A 16,455-nucleotide genomic window follows, 5' to 3' on the forward strand; every position below is an offset into this window, starting at 1 on the left:
GAGAGGCCTCAAGAGCGTTACTGGATGTTGGCGGACGCTTTGCGAACCTGATCGACAACCGACTGCGGCAACGGGATGTAGCCCATCGAATCGGCAATTTTCTGCCCCTCGGTCAGGCTGTATTCGACCATCTCGCGCATGGCCTTGGCCTTGGCCGGGTTACCGTTATCCTTGCGGAAGATCATCCAGGTGTAGGAAGTGATCGGGTAGGACTTGGCACCGTCCGGATCCGGCAACCAGGCCACCAGGGTTTCCGGCATCTTCACCGCTGCGAGGGCCTCAGCACCGCTTTCTGCGTTCGGCACAACATAGTGGCCGGCCTTGTTCTGCAACTGGGCGAAGTCAACCTTGGCCAGCTTGGCGAAGCCGTATTCGATGTAGCCAATCGCCCCTGGGGTCTGGCGTACGGTGGCGGTCACACCATCGTTCTTCGGCGATTTGATGAATTTGTCACTGGCTGGCCAGTTCACGGTGTTGCCTTCACCCAATGTCTTGTTGAACTCTGGATTGATTGCTGCCATGTGCTTGGTGAACACTGCAGTCGTACCGCTGGAGTCCGCACGCACGACAACCGTGATTGGCATGTCGGGCAGTTTCAGCTCGGGATTGGCTGTGACGAGCGCCGGATCGTTCCAGCGAGTGATCTTGCCCAGGAAGATGTTGGAGTAAACGTCCCGTGGAAGCTTCAGACCTTTGGGGCTGCCCGGCAGGTTGTAAGCCAGCACGATTTCGCCTGCTGTCATCGGCAGCAACTGCGCGCCCTCGGCTACCTTGGCGATGTCCTCGTCCTTCATTGCAGAGTCACTGGCCGCGAAATCAACGGTTTTGTTCAGGAAGTCCTGTACACCTGCACCGCTGCCCTTGGATTGGTAATCTACTGTTACGCCAGCGGTTTTTTTGCTGAAATCCTTAAACCAGGTGAGGTAAATCGGAGCCGGAAAACTGGCGCCGGAACCTGTCAAGCGGACACTTTCCGCAGCGAAGGACACTGAGGTGGCGCAAAGAGAAACCGAGATGGCGAGCGCAGCAGATTTCATCAAACTTTTCATCGAGGGAACTCGTTGTGATTACGGGCTCCCAAACTGTGCAACAATTTTGTTACGGTTTTATGAATCCGGATGGCATAAAAATGTCGGTCACCTCAATTGTCTTTCCAGGCAGCTGTCACGTGGCGCAGGCGTCCACATTCCTTATCCGGCCATTCCGAATCACAAGTTGATGTAATTGAATCGTGACAAATCACGACTAAAACTTTACCAAGCCCTTCTCGACACGAGTTAATTGTGACCATGCCTCTGCATATCAATACTCCCCTCATCGAATCCCGACCACTCAGCGCTGTTGCAGAGCGTTCCGTTTGGCTCAAGATGGATGCGTTACAGCCATGCGGATCCTTCAAGCTCCGTGGCGTCGGCCACGCTTGCGAAACGCACCACCGTCATGGGGCCACGCATTTTGTGTCCTCTTCCGGAGGTAACGCTGGTCTTGCAGTCGCTTACGCGGGACGCCAGCTAGGTATACCCGTAACAGTGGTGGTTCCCAAAACGACGAGTGAGCGCGCGAAGGAATTGCTGAACCTGGAAGGAGCGGAGGTCATCGTCCACGGAGACTCGTGGCAAGAAGCGAATGAGCTGGCGTTGACGCTGATGTCACCCGAAAAAGCATTCATTCATCCCTTCAATGATCCGCTGCTATGGTCTGGACATGCCTCTCTGATTGATGAAGTGGCGCAAGCAGGCCAGAAACCTGATGTGGTAGTCCTTTCAGTCGGTGGTGGCGGCCTGCTGTGCGGCATTGTTGAAGGCTTGCAGCGAAACGGCTGGCATGACGTTCCGGTCATCGCCGTTGAAACTGAAGGAGCCGCCTCGTTCCATGCTGCAGTGGTTGCTGGTAAACCGGTTGAGTTAGAGCGCATTGAATCGATTGCGACATCGTTGGGAGCAAAGCGAATTTGCGATCAGGCATTCCAATACACCAGCACTCATCAAATCGACAGCGTGGTAGTGACCGACCAGGCAGCCCTGGATGCCTGCGAACGATTTCTGTTTGATCATCGCGTACTCGTCGAGCCTGCCTGCGGCGCTGCGCTATCTCTAGCCTACAATCACCACTCCCTGAAGCCGTACAGCAAGGTTCTTATGGTTGTTTGCGGGGGTGCGACGGCAACACTGGCACAAATTCGACAATGGACTGCGCAGCCATGAAGGAAGTGGTGCAAAGCCAGTGCACGCACTGAACAGGCGGACGTGCCACCAGCCATACGTCGGTTAATTTTCGCTGGTTAAGGGCGGAGTCTTAAATTTCCAACAGTGCGCACTGGTCCAAACCTGTCGATATTCTTCTCTGACCTGACAAAAAAGAGACTTTCGCGGGCGGTTCAACAATCTTTGCAAAATCTCTGCTTCGCGCCCGCCTTCGTTCAGGCGCGGCAGGACAACGAAATGCGCTTTCCCTGAAATTATGGTTTAACTAGATAGTTACCTATCCATATAATGCTCACATCATTTCAGCGGGATACTCAACGTGAAGCAGAGTCAACGCCTCTCGGGCATATCAAAATTCATCCTGGTCGGGCTGGGCGTGATCATCGCCCTGCTCGGCTTGGCATTGGCTGCAGGCGGCGTGAAATTGGTCAGCCTTGGAGGTTCCTGGTACTTCCTGGTGGGTGGGCTGGTGATGGCCACTTCCGGTCTGCTGATCGCTCGTTACAAACCGGCAGGTGCCTGGCTGTTTGCTGCGTTTTTGGTGGGTACCGCCCTCTGGGCCATCAGCGACGCGGGCCTGGTGTTCTGGCCGGTGTTTTCGCGCCTGTTCATGTTCAGCGCGATCGGTTTGGCCGTGACCTTGGTGTATCCGCTGCTCAAGCGGGCAAACGGTGGCGTTCCGGGCCGTGGCGCTTATGGCATCGCTGCTGTACTGGCAGTCGGACTGGCGGTGGCCGCCGGTAATATGTTCGTTGCACATCCGACAGTGGCCGCGACCGGCACAGGCCCGGGACTGACGCCGGTAGAGCCGGATAAAGCGCAAAAGGACTGGGCCCACTACGGCAATACCGAAGGTGGCAGCCGCTTCGCCGCACTGGATCAAATCAATCGCACCAACGTCGACAAGCTGAAAGTGGCGTGGACTTATCACACCGGTGACGTCGCCCAAAGTGATGGCAACGGCGCTGAAGACCAGCTCACCCCGCTGCAGATAGGCAACAAGGTGTTCATCTGCACCCCGCACAACAACCTGATCGCGCTGGACGCCGATACCGGCAAGGAACTCTGGAAAAACCCGATCAACGCGCAGTCAAAAGTCTGGCAGCGTTGCCGTGGCATGGCGTATTTCGATGCCACCAAAGCAATCGCTCAACCAGGCAACTCGAGCATTATCGAAGCCACACCTGCCCCGGCAGCCAATTGCCAGCGCCGTTTGTTGACCAACACCATTGATGCCCGCCTGATCGCGGTCGATGCCGACACCGGTGAGTTCTGCCAGGGTTTCGGGAACAACGGTCAGGTCGATCTGAAGGCAGGCCTGGGTGATGTGCCGGACAGCTACTACCAGTTGTCCTCAGCCCCGTTGATGGCCGGCACCACCGTGGTGGTTGGCGGTCGCGTGGCCGACAACGTGCAAACCGACATGCCCGGTGGCGTGATCCGTGGTTTCGACGTCATGACCGGCGCCATGCGTTGGGCCTTCGACCCGGGCAATCCGCAGGATAAAAAGGCACCGGCAGACGGCAGCACCTATGTGCGCAGCACCCCGAACAGCTGGGCGCCAATGTCTTACGACGCGGCAACCAATACCGTATTCCTGCCGATGGGCAGTTCCTCCACCGATATCTATGGCGTGGAGCGCAGCAAGCTCGACCACACCTACGGCGCCTCGATCCTGGCGCTGGACGCCACCAGCGGTGAAGAACGCTGGGTCTACCAGACCGTTCACAACGACCTCTGGGATTTCGACCTGCCGATGCAGCCGAGCCTGATCGACTTCACCAAGGACGGCAAAACCGTACCGGCGCTGGTCATCGGCACCAAGGCCGGGCAGATCTACGTGCTTGATCGCGCCACCGGCAAGCCGCTGACCGACGTTAAAGAAGTACCGGTCAAGGCGGCAAACATCCCTGATGAACCCTACTCGCCAACCCAGCCGAAATCGGTCGGCATGCCGCAGATTGGTGCCCAGCACCTGACCGAATCCGACATGTGGGGTGCAACGCCGTACGACCAGCTGTTGTGCCGAATCGATTTCAAATCGATGCGTTATGACGGGCTGTACACCGCGCCAGGTACCGACAAATCGCTGAGTTTCCCAGGTTCGCTGGGTGGCATGAATTGGGGCAGCATTTCCACCGACCCTGTGCACGGCTTCATCTTCGTCAACGACATGCGCCTGGGCCTGTGGATTCAGATGATCCCGTCGCAGAACAAGGCTCAAGCCGCTTCCGGTGGCGAATCGTTGAACACTGGCATGGGCGCCGTGCCGCTCAAGGGCACGCCGTATGCCGTGAACAAAAACCGCTTCCTGTCGGTTGCCGGTATTCCTTGTCAGGCTCCGCCGTTCGGCACCCTGACCGCCATCGACATGAAGACGCAGAAAGTCGCCTGGCAGGTTCCGGTCGGCACCGTAGAAGACACCGGTCCCCTGGGTATTCGCATGCACCTGCCGATCAAGATCGGCCTGCCAACCCTGGGCGGCACCCTGTCGACTCAAGGTGGCTTGATCTTCATTGCCGGCACTCAGGACTTCTACCTGCGCGCCTTCAACAGCGGCAACGGTGAAGAGGTGTGGAAAGCCCGCCTGCCAGTCGGCAGTCAGGGCGGCCCGATGACCTACGTTTCACCTAAGACCGGCAAGCAGTACATCGTCATCACCGCCGGTGGTGCGCGCCAGTCGACCGATCGCGGCGACTACGTGATGGCTTACGCATTGCCGTAAGCCGCTGTGCCCGCCTCGCTGGCGGGCAATCCCTCTGTGCGCGGCACCTGCGGGTGCCGCGCCGCTTTGCACAATCATTCAAGATTGCACCAGGAAGTCTCCCATGTTTTTGGCTGTTCGCTTTTCCCATGCAGGCTGGCTCAACGGCTTGCTGCTGGGCCTGACCTGCAGCGCCACCCTGCCCGCCTTCGCCGATAGCGATTCGAACCTTCTGACCCGCAATACCCTGACCGGTGATTGGGGTGGTCTGCGCCAACAAATGGATCAGGACGGCATCAAATTCACCGGCGATTACAGCGGCGAAACCGCCTACAACGCCGATGGCGGCCTGCACCGTTCGGCCCGTTACTCGCAGAACATCAAGCTTGGCGCACAGTTCGACCTGAGCAAACTGTATGGCGTGGATAACGCCGGCAAGATTCAACTGACCATCAACGACCGCCGCGGCAATAGCGCCTCCGAGGATCTGGTCGGCAACCGCCTGCCCATCCAGGAAAACTACGGTGGTCTCTACACTCGCCTGACTGAACTGAGTTACGAACGCAGCCTGTTCACCCCGGCGCTCAACGTGAAGCTGGGTTACATGGCCATGGGCAACGACCTCGGTGGCCTGGACAGTGGCATTCTCTGCAACTTCATGAACGCCGGTTTCTGCGGCCATCCACTGAACATGTCTGGCGGTAGTGGCTGGACCAACTACCCCAACGCCCACTTGGGCATGCGCGTGAAGTACGACCTGTCGTCGTCATGGCAGCTGCGCGTGGCGGCCTTCAATGTCGATCCTGAGAGCAACGGTAATTCCAGCCGTGCCTGGCATCCGGGCCCGAAACATACGACCGGCACCGTGGTGCCGATCGAACTGGTGTACAAGCATGCGGGTGAGTTGCCCGGCGAGTACAAGGTTGGCTACTACTACGACAGTTCCGATGTGAAACGCATCGGCAGCGATAAACAAGTGTCCGGCCGCGGCGGTCATTACCTGCTGGTTGATCAGGCCGTGTGGCGTTCGCAATCGTCCGAGGGCCGCAGTCTGCACGCCTTCGGCCAATACTCGGCGGCCAGCGAAGCGGCTTCACCGTTCAGCAAGTGGTACGGCACCGGCGTGGTGCTGTACAAACCGTTCGAAGGCCGCCCGCGGGACACCGTCGCCCTGGGCTATGGCCGGGCGGTGCCCAATCCTCGCAGCCGGGATGTGCAGCAGGACGCCGCGCTCGCCAATGGCGCATCGTTTCCAAATCTGGACAGTGCCGAACAATTGATCGAGCTTGGCTACGGCTATCAGGCCACTCCCTGGTTGACGCTGCGACCGAATGTGCAATACATCATCGAGCCAGGCGCGTTTTCCGGGCAGGACATCGACAATGCGCTGGTGTTCGGTTTGCAGGTGAAAGCTGCGCTCTGAACGGGTCACGCAGCAATGTGCCGCAAACACCTCCACCAGCCTGCCCGCCTGGATATCGTCCTGGAGCAGGCTGCGTGGTATCTGGCACAAACCGCTGCAAGCGACCGTCGCGAGAACATGGCGTCGTTAAGCAGATGCTCGCCAACCTAACTGGGCACGCGCCTCTTGAAGGTCGGACTGCATATCGTGATTCCACAGCCAGTCAAAACGCTCGGCGAGGTTTTTGCCCAGCAGTTGTTCGTCATCGGCCACAGCTGGATCACGCATTTCATAAAGCTCCCCGGCTTCCCAGGAGGTGCGCTGCACTCGGCAGGCACGTGGACGACGAATTGCGTCGTAAGCCGCGAGCACTGCTTGTGGCTGACTCTCCAGTACCTGCGGATCAGCTAGCAATCGGGCCAGCAGCCAGGCGTCTTCCAGCCCCTGACCTGCACCAGCGCCCTGGTGGGGCAACATGGCGTGCGCAGCATCGCCTATCAGCCCCACGCGGCCGTGAACGTAGCCCGGCAATTCATCGAGCTCATGCAGCGCCCAAAGAGTGGGTGCCGGAATGCATTCGAGCAGCACCTTTGCAGCGTCACCCCAATGATCGAAGGCGGACAGCATTTCTTCCTGGCTGGCATTGCGCACCCATGGCGCATCGCTTGGCCAGGTTGGATCAGGGCGACTGCGATCGGAAATGAAGGCCACAACGTTGATAAGCCGGCCTTGTTTGACGGGGAAAGTGAGGATATGGGCATCAAGCCCCAAGTACATCTGCGGGACATCGATCAAGTGTTCATTGACACCCCGGGCCCGGTACGCGGCACGCAGTTGTTCGCTGTCGATCATTCCGCGGTAGGCGCAGGTACCACTGAAACGCGGCGCCACCAGGGGTTGGCCAAGACCGTTAAGCACATGATCACGAATTGAAGACTTGATACCGTCGGCAGCGATCAGTAGATCGCAGCGATGCTCAGTGCCATCGGTGAACACCACGCGAGCCTGTTCGCCATCCTGCTCTACGCTGACTGCACGTTTACCGAACTGGGCGATCCCTCCGGGCAACTGGCTGGCCAGGGCATCGAGAAAGTCAGCACGGTGTACCGATGACTGCCCTACCCCTTCGGCCAGGCTTGCGCCCAGATAACCGGCATCTTCACCGCGACGCCATTCGAACCAGATGTCCTGCCACGGATCCTGAGTCTGGTCGGCAATCTTGCGGTAGGGTTCGGCAATACCCAGGCCCGCGATGGCTCGAACGGCATTGGCGCCGAAGGAGACACCTGCTCCGACCTCGCCAAAGGCTGGAGCCGCTTCAAACAGCTGCACACTCAGGTGGGAATGACGGCACAGGTCAAGGGCCAGAGCCACGCCGGCAATACCGCCGCCAACAATACCGATGTGCAGTTTGGATTCAGAAGTACGCATAGCAAGTTACCCATGAGGCTGATTGTTATTGGAGTTACCAAATCATCGCCATCTGAGCGCTATTGATAAATACCGTAAATCACATACATGCCATCACGAGTGTGAATATTGAGCAGGTCTCACACTCTCATGAACACAAACCAGCCCGATAACCTTCGCCTACGGGCATTGAAGGACTTGATGGATCGCGGAAACCACCTGCATCGTTGCGTCTTCGATCGTTCCTTCGTTACGGCATAACACCCAGCCGTGATCTGCAACCGCTCGCTCGAACGCCTGGGTACAAGCAACCTGTTCTTCCAGCTTGTGGATCACGGTACTGCTCAGCCCACGCCGCCGGGCTGCGGCCCTCGCCCATGAAATTTCAGGGGCGGTGACAACCCCGACGTGCAGGTCTGGCACTTGCACGTTTCGATCAATGTTCAACTGGAGAATTTCTGCAAACGGGACTATCCGGCGAAACGCGGCATCAGACGGGTACCAGCGATCGATCAGGACGATGCTGCCTGGCGGCTGTTTAGCCAGCACATGCCGGGAAATCCAGTTACGGCTATCAGCCAGGCGCTCACAAACTTCCAATTCCAGATCCCGGGAGGGGTGCCTGACGAGTTTGTTCACGAGGGCCATTGTTTCCCCCCTGTAGGGATCGCTTTTTTTTTCGCAAAGCCGGATCACCATTTTGTTGTCTGCCCTCAGTACTTTCGTAACGGCCTCCAACAATGTGGTTTTTCCGGCTCCCTTGGGGCCATCCAGAGAAACAAACAGCGGACGATTCATTCTTCAAACAACGATTGATATACGATTTTTTGGCCCGGTTCGTTCGCTGCAACCGCTTGGCGCGACTACGCGAATCGAATGGAGAGTGCTTGAGAGTAGACATTGATCAACACTCTAACGTAGTTTCCGGCCTGCTGTATGCAGCAGGCCGAAAGGTGTCATACCAACTATACGGCGCCAGATATGTGCTTCTCAGGATTTCACAAATGCCAGGAGGTCGGCATTCAGGCGCTCTTTGTGGGTGTCCGTAATGCCATGAGGCGCGCCTTCGTAGACGATTAATTTGCTGTTCTTGATCAGTTTGGCCGATGCGCGGCCAGCTGCATCGATGGGTACGATTTGATCGTCATCTCCATGGATGATCAGTGTTGGCACATCGAACTTCTTCAGATCCTGGGTGAAATCGGTTTCCGAAAATGCCTTGATGCTGTCGTACGTATTTTTGTGGCCACCCAACATGCCTTGCATCCACCACGCATCGATGACGCCTTGCGATGGCTTCGCACCAGGGCGGTTGTAGCCAAAGAATGGTCCGCTCGGGATATCGATGAACAACTGCGATCTGTTGGCCAGGAAGGCTTCGCGAATGTCATCGAATACTTTGATTGGCAAACCGCCGGGATTGGCTTCGGTTTTGATCATCAGGGGCGGCACGGCGGAAATGAGCCCGGCCTTCTTCACGCGCTTGGTGCCATGACGACCGATGTACCTTGCCACCTCGCCTCCGCCCGTGGAGAAACCGAACAGGGTCGCGTCCTTCACATCCAGGTGGTCGAGCAACTGCGCAAGGTCATCCGCATAGTGGTCCATGTCATTGCCGTCCCAGGGTTGGCTGGAGCGGCCATGACCACGCCGGTCGTGGGCGATGCAGCGACAGCCGTTGGAGGCAAGGTGAAACATCTGCGATTCCCAACTGTCCGCGTCGAGCGGCCAGCCATGGCTGAAGACCACAACCGGGCCTGTGCCCCAATCCTTGTAATAGATATCTACGCCTTCTTGAGTGGTGAAAATACTCATGGTTTTACGCACTCCTTTGGAGGTTTTCCGGGTGGACGCAGGTGTAGCGGATTGCGAGGCCGCCAGGCTCAAGCCCGGCATCCAGGCTCCGATCGCCAGCACTGCGCCGCCTAACAGGAGCGCGCGCCGTGCTTCATCGATGTCGATCTTTTGTTGTGTCATGATTCCCTCGAACCGTTGCCATGGCTGAAAACTCACTGCGTATCGAACTGCGGAATCTCGAAACTCACCAGATTCCACCGCGTGACCTCCTCTTCCCACTCATCCCCACGGGAAGCCGTCAACGGAAAAGCCAAGTTGGCCACGATCATCCGTTTGCCCTGGACTGCACCGCCGGATGGAAACAGCAATCCCTTGGGCGCACCGTCTGCGCCGATGCCAAGAAATTGCCCGACACGCGCCCTCACCCGGCCCTGCTGGTCGAGGGCGACCATCGCATCAGACTGATTGGACGCCACCCATAAAAAGCCGTCGTGAAACAGCAAGCCGTCCGCCCCGAAAACACTTTCAGCGAGGACGCTCGCTGGCCCTCCGGGCATCGGCATGCGCAATACGCGGCCGTCGCCGGCATTGTTGATGTAGAGCAGGGTTTCGTCGGCATTAAACGCGAGCCCGTTGGCGCCGAATGGCAATGCGGCTGTCGTGGCGAACAACGGATCACGGGCGATGATTGTCACGGCGCAAGGCGCACACGAGGTCGCCTTGTCGACTCGATAGATCGCACCTTGAAAAGAGTCGGAGATGTACAAATTGCCCTGACGATCGAAAACCATGCCGTTTGGACCGGGCATGCCCTTGGAACCAAAGGTGATCACATCCTGGCTGCCGTCCGGATTATCGACGTGGCGCGACGGTGGCGCTGGGGGCGTCAGCGCGACGAATGTCAGAACATCTTCGACGGCTGAGGAAGTCGTGAAATCGGCAACGATGCGCTGCAATTTCGCAGCACCAAAATTCAGGATGTAAATGTGGTTATCCTTGAATTCGACGCCAGTGAGAGGCGTCTGGCCAAAGCTATGCTGGGCGAGCAGTTGGCCGTCGGCGGAGTACCGCAGCAGCTGGTTATTGCGCTGGGTCTCGGGAGCACGTACGTCGAAAGTGCCGACGTATACTTCGCCATTCACTGGATTCACCGCCAGCCCCTCGGGATTGCGCACACCCTCCGGCAGCTCTGCGAAAAGCTTCACTTGCCCGTACAACAAGTCCGGCTGCGCCGCTCTGGACAAGCCGGTAGTCAATAGAGACAAGGCGATTACCACAGCCATGCAGCGCCTTATGCCCACTTCTGATACTCCCATCCCGGTGAGTCGGACGATCAAGTGCGTGTGCCAACAGCCCGATACGCTCATAGCATGCGCAAATCGATCAGATACGAACTACGTAAATCCGGCAATTTGAAAGCTTGCAGGTCATATTCAGGATCTTGCGATTACCCCGAAAATCGCGCTATTTGCCTGTTTTACGTAGTACCGCGTATGCGATCGCGAGAGTCTTTATCAATCTGACCGAGCTTGATAGCAGGTTGAAATGGAAAAGCCCCTGGCCACGCTCCCGAGTTGCAATCCCACGCCGCCCACCGCAGGGGGCGGCTGGCAGCAACTGACGCGCCAAAGCAACATCGCCAAGGTGATGGAGCTACTTCAACGTTATGAGGAGCGACCGATCGGATTGTCACAGCTGTGCCGCGATGCGGGTGTGAGCGAGCGCACATTGCGCTCGATTTTCAAGGAGATGTTCGGTGTCGGGCCTAATCGCTACCTGCACATTCGACGCCTGCACCTGGTTCGAGTAGCGCTGTCGATCGCCAGTCCGGATACCGGATCTGTTGGTCAGATAGCTCTACGATTTGGCTTTACCGACAGTGGCCGCATGGCGTCCGACTACAACAGGCTGTTCGGTGAGTACCCCAGCACAACGCTGATGCGAACGCTAGGGTGAGCGTCGGCGTCTATGCAGAGGTTAACGCCTTCGCGGTTTTGAGCGATTGCGCCGGCAGCAATCCAAAGTACTGGCGGTACAAACCGGCGAACCGGCCAAAATCCCAGACGCCAAAGCGCGCACAGATACTGGTGATCGTATCCTCGGGTCCAGCGTGACGGATGGCGTCGCGAATCCCGTGCAAGCGGCGAATCATCAGATATCGGTGCGGGCTCATGCCCAGGTACTCGTTGAAGACATTGCGCACAGTACGTTCCGAGGCGCAGGTCGCCTGACAGATGTCTTCGGTGTAAACCGAGTGGGTCTCCAGCGTATCCAGTAACTCCAGCGCACGCTTGAGGATATCCTTGTGATCGCGATGGTGTCGTGGTGCGGCGTGAAGCGGGTCTACGGGCAGCAGCATACGAAACACTACATCCATCACCTCCCGACGCGCGGCCTCCTCTGCCCCCTCGGTGTGCAGAACCTCGGGTGACCGGGCCTCGATCTGGAACAGACGCCGCGCCAGCCACAGCAACGGCCCGAGATTGCGCTGGGCATTGCTGACCAGGTTGCGATGCAGTACGCAAAAGTCGAATTCATCTTCGCGCACTGAGGCCCAGCGCAGCACCAACTCGCAGGACATCGCCACCGTCAGCCAACTGGCCGGGCTTTTCGCGTTGATGTGGAACATGGCATTGGGCACCATCCAGCCGATGCGTCGGCGATTGAACGGATGGCCGTCGACCAGGGTGGTCTCATGCCCCGTAAGCGGCAGGAAGATGTTGAAGTAACCGGGCAGCCCAATGCCTGTGTACACCGTACCCGCGCCTTCGCGTCCGCTCATCAGTGCCACGCCGTTCAAATCGACCACGTTGAGCTGCCAGTCGCGTTGTTGCCGAGTGCGCAGCACGTAGCGACCTTGCACCCCGTACAACGCCTCTTCGAACTCGTCGAATTCCGAGCAGATCAATTGCACCGCCGCACCTCACCGGTCCCGAAACAGTGGAAGGCAGCCTCCGTGCCAGATCAGTCCAGGTGCTCAGCATAGACGACGAAAACGGCAGGCGGATAGATGACCATGGCCGCCCATCCGCCTGCCCGGTGCAGTGGATCAACGGCTCAGGTATTCGCTGGTGGAAATGACCGGCGCATAACCGAAACTCAGTGCAGCCATGAACGCGGCATGCACGTGCGCGGCGGGCACCTTGACCCCGTTAAACTCAAGATCGAGCGTGGCACAGGCGTCGTGCAGTACGGTGGTGGTGTAGCCGAAGTCGATCGCCGCGCGGGTCATGCCGTCTACGCACATGTGGCTCATATTACCGACGACCACCACTTCGTTGACCCCGTGCTGATCGAGTATGGCTTTCAGTTCGGTCTCACGGAACGAATTGATGAAGTGCTTGAGCACCACGGGCTCGTCTTCGCGATTTTTTGCGCTTTCGTGTATCTGCGCACCCTCACTGCCGGGGCGGAAAAAAGGCGCATTTTCGTCCTTGAATTCGTGACGAATATGCACCACCAAATCGCCGCGCTCACGAAACCGATCAATCACTCGCGCCGCCTGGGCGGCCGCGTCCTCGACGTGCGAAAGAGCCCATCTGCCACCTGGAAAATAATCGTTCTGGATATCAACGACCACCAGTGCTTTCTTGTTCGAATCAGTACTGCCCATGATTTTTCTCCCAATCGCGTATCACAGAAATGGGTGGCCTGCCGGGCTTGTTCCTTCAAGTTGGCCGCACGCCCTTGGACTTACTTCGCATTTTCCAGTTCTTGCGCTACAAGACTCAGACCAAGTGCTTGCGCCACTCCTTCACCGTAAGCAGGATCGGCCTTCGAGCAATTGATGATATGCCGATGCTTGATCATCACCGGAGCGTCACCCATAGCCCGTGCCGTATTCTGGAACAACAGGTGTTGCTGAAGCGGCGTCATGAGTCGAAAGAGATTACCGGGCTGCTCGTAATGATCTTCGACCACACTCTGATCCCAATGGGCCGCGTCGCCATCTAGCGACAGTGCCGGCTCGTGGAGTTGCCGGTGATCCTGCCACTCGCCAAAACTATTGGGAAAATAGGACAGCGTTGAACCGAGGTTGCCGTCAGTGCGCATGGCACCATCGCGGTGGTAACTGTGGAATGGACACCGTGGCGCGTTGACCGGGATATGGTTGAAGTTCACGCCCAGCCTGTAGCGCTGCGCATCACCATATGAAAACAGGCGAGCCTGAAGCATTTTGTCTGGCGAAAAACTCACGCCAGGCACAACGTTAGCGGGCGAAAATGCCGCTTGTTCAACCTCGGCAAAATGGTTTTCAGGGTTCCGGTTTAGCTCCAGTACTCCTACCTCCTGAAGTGGAAATTCGCCATGTGGCCACACTTTGGTCAAGTCAAAGGGGTTGTGACGATGGGTACGAGCCTGTTCCTCTGTCATGGTTTGTATGCACAGTTTCCAGCGTGGAAAATCGCCGCTCTCAATGCATTCATAGAGATCACGCAAGTGACTCTCGCGATCACTGCCAACGACCTCCGCCGCCTCACCGTCGCTGAGATTGGTGATGGTTTGCTGGCAGACGAAGTGAAACTTGGTCCATACACGCTCATTGTGAGCATTGATCAGGCTGAAAGTGTGGCTGCCGAAACCATGCATGTGCCGATAACTGGCGGGTATGCCGCGATCGCTCATGACGATTGTTACTTGATGCAGCGCTTCGGGCAGCAGTGTCCAAAAATCCCAGTTGTTGGTTGGCGAGCGTAGCCCGGTGCGGGGGTCGCGCTTGACCACATGGTTCAGGTCGGGAAACCTTAGCGGATCGCGGAAGAAAAACACCGGGGTGTTGTTGCCAACGATGTCCCAGTTTCCTTCGTCGGTATACAGCTTTACCGCAAAGCCGCGAATGTCTCGCTCCGCATCGGCCGCGCCACGCTCCCCCGCCACCGTGGAAAAACGCACGAATGCCGGCGTCTGCTTGCCGACCTCGGCAAATAGACTGGCTTTGCTGAAAGGGCTGATATCGGTGGTGACGGTGAAGGTTCCGTAGGCACCGGCACCCTTGGCATGCATGCGCCGCTCCGGAATAACTTCCCGGTCGAAATGTGCCAGCTTTTCCAGCAGCCAAATATCCTGCAACAGCGCAGGCCCGCGTGGCCCGGCAGTCTGGATATTGAGGTTGTCGACAACCGGGGCGCCGGTGGCGTGAGTCAGGTTTTTATCGTTCATCAGGTTGACCTCTCAGGGCACTAACGAAGCAATTCGACCAGATCGCTCGTGGTAACGATGGCATGCAAGTATGTCGGTCCATTGATCTCATGCGCCGCGTTCGGCGTTATTGGGCCCTTTAGGCCTCAGGGCTTTTCCTTGGCATTCCATGTCCCCGGTAAAGAAAGATCACCCGATGCGACATCCCATACCGAACTCACACACAGCAGCGGGTCGTGCAGGTCGGCGTTAACCTTGAGCCCTGCCGTCACACCGTCGTATTTGAAGTTATCGGGAAATCCAACAGCTGCCAGGGGCACTTGGATAGTCACTGTGTCCTTGCCGACATTGAGTCCATAACCTGGAGAATCGATGTTCCGGAAATACCAACACGCGAGCTACGTAAAAACGGCAAATTGCGAGGAGCGCGCCTCTGATGATGAACACGTCACTGGAGCGGATATCCGCTAAATAAGGAATGGATGATATTTGGACGGATTCAGGATGCTAAAATCGAACTGCGCCGTTGACAGCTTTGTCACAGCGAAGCCGCCAATCCAGAAGTTGCTGCTGCAATAGCCAGCCAGGGTTACTTCATCATTAAGCTACAGGTTGCTAGGAGACGTCAGATGAAAGCGTATCAGCCCCTGAACTGCGACCTGCATGACTACCTGGAGATAGCCTGTATGCACCATTACGAATTGCATATCGAACTGCTCCGAGGACCGGCTTTCGTGGCCAGGGCGCTGACCACACGGACCGCGCCGAGCAAGGAAGAATTTCTCGTTGTGGAGAATGAAGGCGGCAAGGTCGAGTTACGACTCGACCAATTGCTGGCAATAACACCACTCGACTCCAATGCCAGTTTCGGTCGAATAGCGCTCGCAGGCGCCTAGCAACAAGCCCGCCCCCGCACCCTAACTGACAGACAATCCCAGCGAGTACGAGGGGGAGTAAAGACATGAGGGACGTTCCGGCTGGAAGTCCTCTACACTTGGCTCAGCGGCGCAGGAGCCGACTCACTAACAGCACCACTGCTGCACCTATCGCGAGTGCAGCAACCGGTTTTTCCTTAACAAACGTCGAAACGTTGTCGAGCGTGTCGCCATAGGTTTTGGTCAGTTGACCAGCAACCTGGTGTCCAGCACCTTCAGCTTCAATCTTCGAATCACCCAACAACCTGCCGACCGCGCTCTGCGCCTTGCCGGTGAGTTTTTCCGCTACACCTTCGACCTGTTCACTCTTCATGATTCACCCAACCTTTGCGTGTAAGTGGCCAGCTCAGGGTCGACCCAAGCCAGGGGATATTTGCACAGCATTAGGGGGATAGGCGTAATGATAAGTTCAAAGTTGATGACTCATTTCGCGAAGAGCTGACTCATATCCTTGAACGCCTTGAACTCAAGGGCATTACCGCAGGGGTCAAACAAAAACATGGTGGCCTGCTCGCCGACCTGCCCCTTGAAACGAATGTAGGGTTCGATCACAAACTGCGTGCCAAAAGACTTCAGGCGCTCGGCCAGTGCTTCCCACTCTGCCCAGCCCAAGATGATGCCAAAGTGCGGAACAGGTACGTCATGGCCGTCTACCGGGTTGCTATGGACGCTGTCCTGGGAAGTGGTTTTCGGGTGTTCGTGAATAACCAGTTGGTGGCCATAAAAGTTGAAGTCGACCCACTGGTTGCTGGAACGACCTTCCTCGAGGCCGAACACTTCGCCGTAAAATGTCCGTGCAGCAGCGAGATCGTAAACGGGGATTGCGAGGTGGAAAGGCGAGAGGCTCATCAGAACTCCAATACA

16 protein-coding genes are annotated in these 16,455 nt (G+C 57.4%); 5 read left to right on the forward strand and 11 right to left on the reverse strand.

Going from position 1 to position 16,455, the window contains the following annotated elements; all coding sequences use genetic code 11:
• Positions 1-17: 17 nt before the first annotated feature.
• The gene (gene pstS / locus EQV97_RS03855) at positions 18-1,049 is read right to left on the reverse strand and encodes a phosphate ABC transporter substrate-binding protein PstS (protein ID WP_122840408.1); all 1,032 of its coding nucleotides are present in this window, start codon (positions 1,047-1,049) and stop codon (positions 18-20) included.
• 240 nt (positions 1,050-1,289) lie between these two features.
• Between pstS and EQV97_RS03860 the strand changes: the two genes are divergently transcribed.
• The 3 genes from EQV97_RS03860 (at position 1,290) to EQV97_RS03870 (ending at position 6,331) form a co-directional block, all read left to right on the forward strand.
• Positions 1,290-2,204, forward strand: coding sequence for a pyridoxal-phosphate dependent enzyme (locus EQV97_RS03860; protein WP_240888678.1), 915 nt, complete (start codon positions 1,290-1,292; stop codon positions 2,202-2,204).
• A 319-nt stretch (positions 2,205-2,523) separates the two neighbouring features.
• Positions 2,524-4,929: a glucose/quinate/shikimate family membrane-bound PQQ-dependent dehydrogenase gene (locus EQV97_RS03865; RefSeq protein ID WP_122840406.1), complete on the forward strand. Its 2,406-nt coding sequence runs from the start codon at positions 2,524-2,526 to the stop codon at positions 4,927-4,929.
• Positions 4,930-5,032: 103 nt separating this feature from the next.
• Positions 5,033-6,331 carry a carbohydrate porin gene (locus EQV97_RS03870; RefSeq protein ID WP_122840405.1) on the forward strand — a complete coding sequence of 433 codons (1,299 nt, stop codon included), beginning with the start codon at positions 5,033-5,035 and terminating at the stop codon, positions 6,329-6,331.
• 126 nt (positions 6,332-6,457) lie between these two features.
• Here the strand turns inward: EQV97_RS03870 and salA are convergent, their stop codons facing one another.
• From salA to EQV97_RS03890, 4 genes are all read right to left on the reverse strand, one after another.
• Entirely contained in the window at positions 6,458-7,741 is a 1,284-nt protein-coding gene (gene salA / locus EQV97_RS03875) for a salicylate 1-monooxygenase (RefSeq protein ID WP_240888453.1), read from the reverse strand.
• 159 nt (positions 7,742-7,900) lie between these two features.
• A complete protein-coding gene (locus tag EQV97_RS03880) occupies positions 7,901-8,518 on the reverse strand; it encodes a thymidylate kinase (protein ID WP_240888454.1) in 618 nt (205 codons plus the stop codon).
• A gap of 192 nt (positions 8,519-8,710) precedes the next feature.
• Positions 8,711-9,535: an alpha/beta hydrolase gene (locus tag EQV97_RS03885; RefSeq protein WP_240888679.1), complete on the reverse strand. Its 825-nt coding sequence runs from the start codon at positions 9,533-9,535 to the stop codon at positions 8,711-8,713.
• A 194-nt stretch (positions 9,536-9,729) separates the two neighbouring features.
• Positions 9,730-10,800: a hypothetical protein gene (locus EQV97_RS03890; protein ID WP_240888455.1), complete on the reverse strand. Its 1,071-nt coding sequence runs from the start codon at positions 10,798-10,800 to the stop codon at positions 9,730-9,732.
• A gap of 262 nt (positions 10,801-11,062) precedes the next feature.
• Between EQV97_RS03890 and EQV97_RS03895 the strand changes: the two genes are divergently transcribed.
• The gene (locus EQV97_RS03895) at positions 11,063-11,473 is read left to right on the forward strand and encodes a helix-turn-helix transcriptional regulator (protein WP_122839874.1); all 411 of its coding nucleotides are present in this window, start codon (positions 11,063-11,065) and stop codon (positions 11,471-11,473) included.
• Positions 11,474-11,483: 10 nt separating this feature from the next.
• Here EQV97_RS03895 and EQV97_RS03900 read toward each other — a convergent pair whose 3' ends face one another.
• The 4 genes from EQV97_RS03900 to EQV97_RS03915 form a co-directional block, all read right to left on the reverse strand.
• Positions 11,484-12,431 (reverse strand): helix-turn-helix domain-containing protein, encoded by a 948-nt coding sequence (locus tag EQV97_RS03900; RefSeq protein ID WP_240888456.1) that lies wholly within the window; start codon positions 12,429-12,431, stop codon positions 11,484-11,486.
• A 135-nt stretch (positions 12,432-12,566) separates the two neighbouring features.
• Entirely contained in the window at positions 12,567-13,130 is a 564-nt protein-coding gene (locus EQV97_RS03905; RefSeq protein WP_045058489.1) for a cysteine hydrolase family protein, read from the reverse strand.
• Between the two features lie 80 nt (positions 13,131-13,210).
• On the reverse strand, positions 13,211-14,677 hold the full coding sequence (locus EQV97_RS03910; RefSeq protein WP_240888457.1) for a catalase: 1,467 nt from the start codon (positions 14,675-14,677) through the stop codon (positions 13,211-13,213).
• 125 nt (positions 14,678-14,802) lie between these two features.
• A complete protein-coding gene (locus EQV97_RS03915) occupies positions 14,803-14,988 on the reverse strand; it encodes a hypothetical protein (protein WP_225569732.1) in 186 nt (61 codons plus the stop codon).
• Positions 14,989-15,285: 297 nt separating this feature from the next.
• Here EQV97_RS03915 and EQV97_RS03920 point away from each other — a divergent pair, with 297 nt between their 5' ends.
• Complete coding sequence (locus tag EQV97_RS03920; protein ID WP_122839869.1) at positions 15,286-15,552, forward strand: Rho-binding antiterminator; 267 nt, start codon at positions 15,286-15,288, stop codon at positions 15,550-15,552.
• 103 nt (positions 15,553-15,655) lie between these two features.
• Here EQV97_RS03920 and EQV97_RS03925 read toward each other — a convergent pair whose 3' ends face one another.
• Positions 15,656-15,904: a CsbD family protein gene (locus EQV97_RS03925; RefSeq protein WP_122839868.1), complete on the reverse strand. Its 249-nt coding sequence runs from the start codon at positions 15,902-15,904 to the stop codon at positions 15,656-15,658.
• A gap of 110 nt (positions 15,905-16,014) precedes the next feature.
• Positions 16,015-16,440, reverse strand: coding sequence for a VOC family protein (locus EQV97_RS03930; protein WP_225569734.1), 426 nt, complete (start codon positions 16,438-16,440; stop codon positions 16,015-16,017).
• Between the last annotated feature and the right edge of the window lie 15 nt (positions 16,441-16,455).

Source organism: Pseudomonas sp. TMW22090, from assembly GCF_022496665.1.
GTDB classification, from domain to species: domain Bacteria; phylum Pseudomonadota; class Gammaproteobacteria; order Pseudomonadales; family Pseudomonadaceae; genus Aquipseudomonas; species Aquipseudomonas gregormendelii.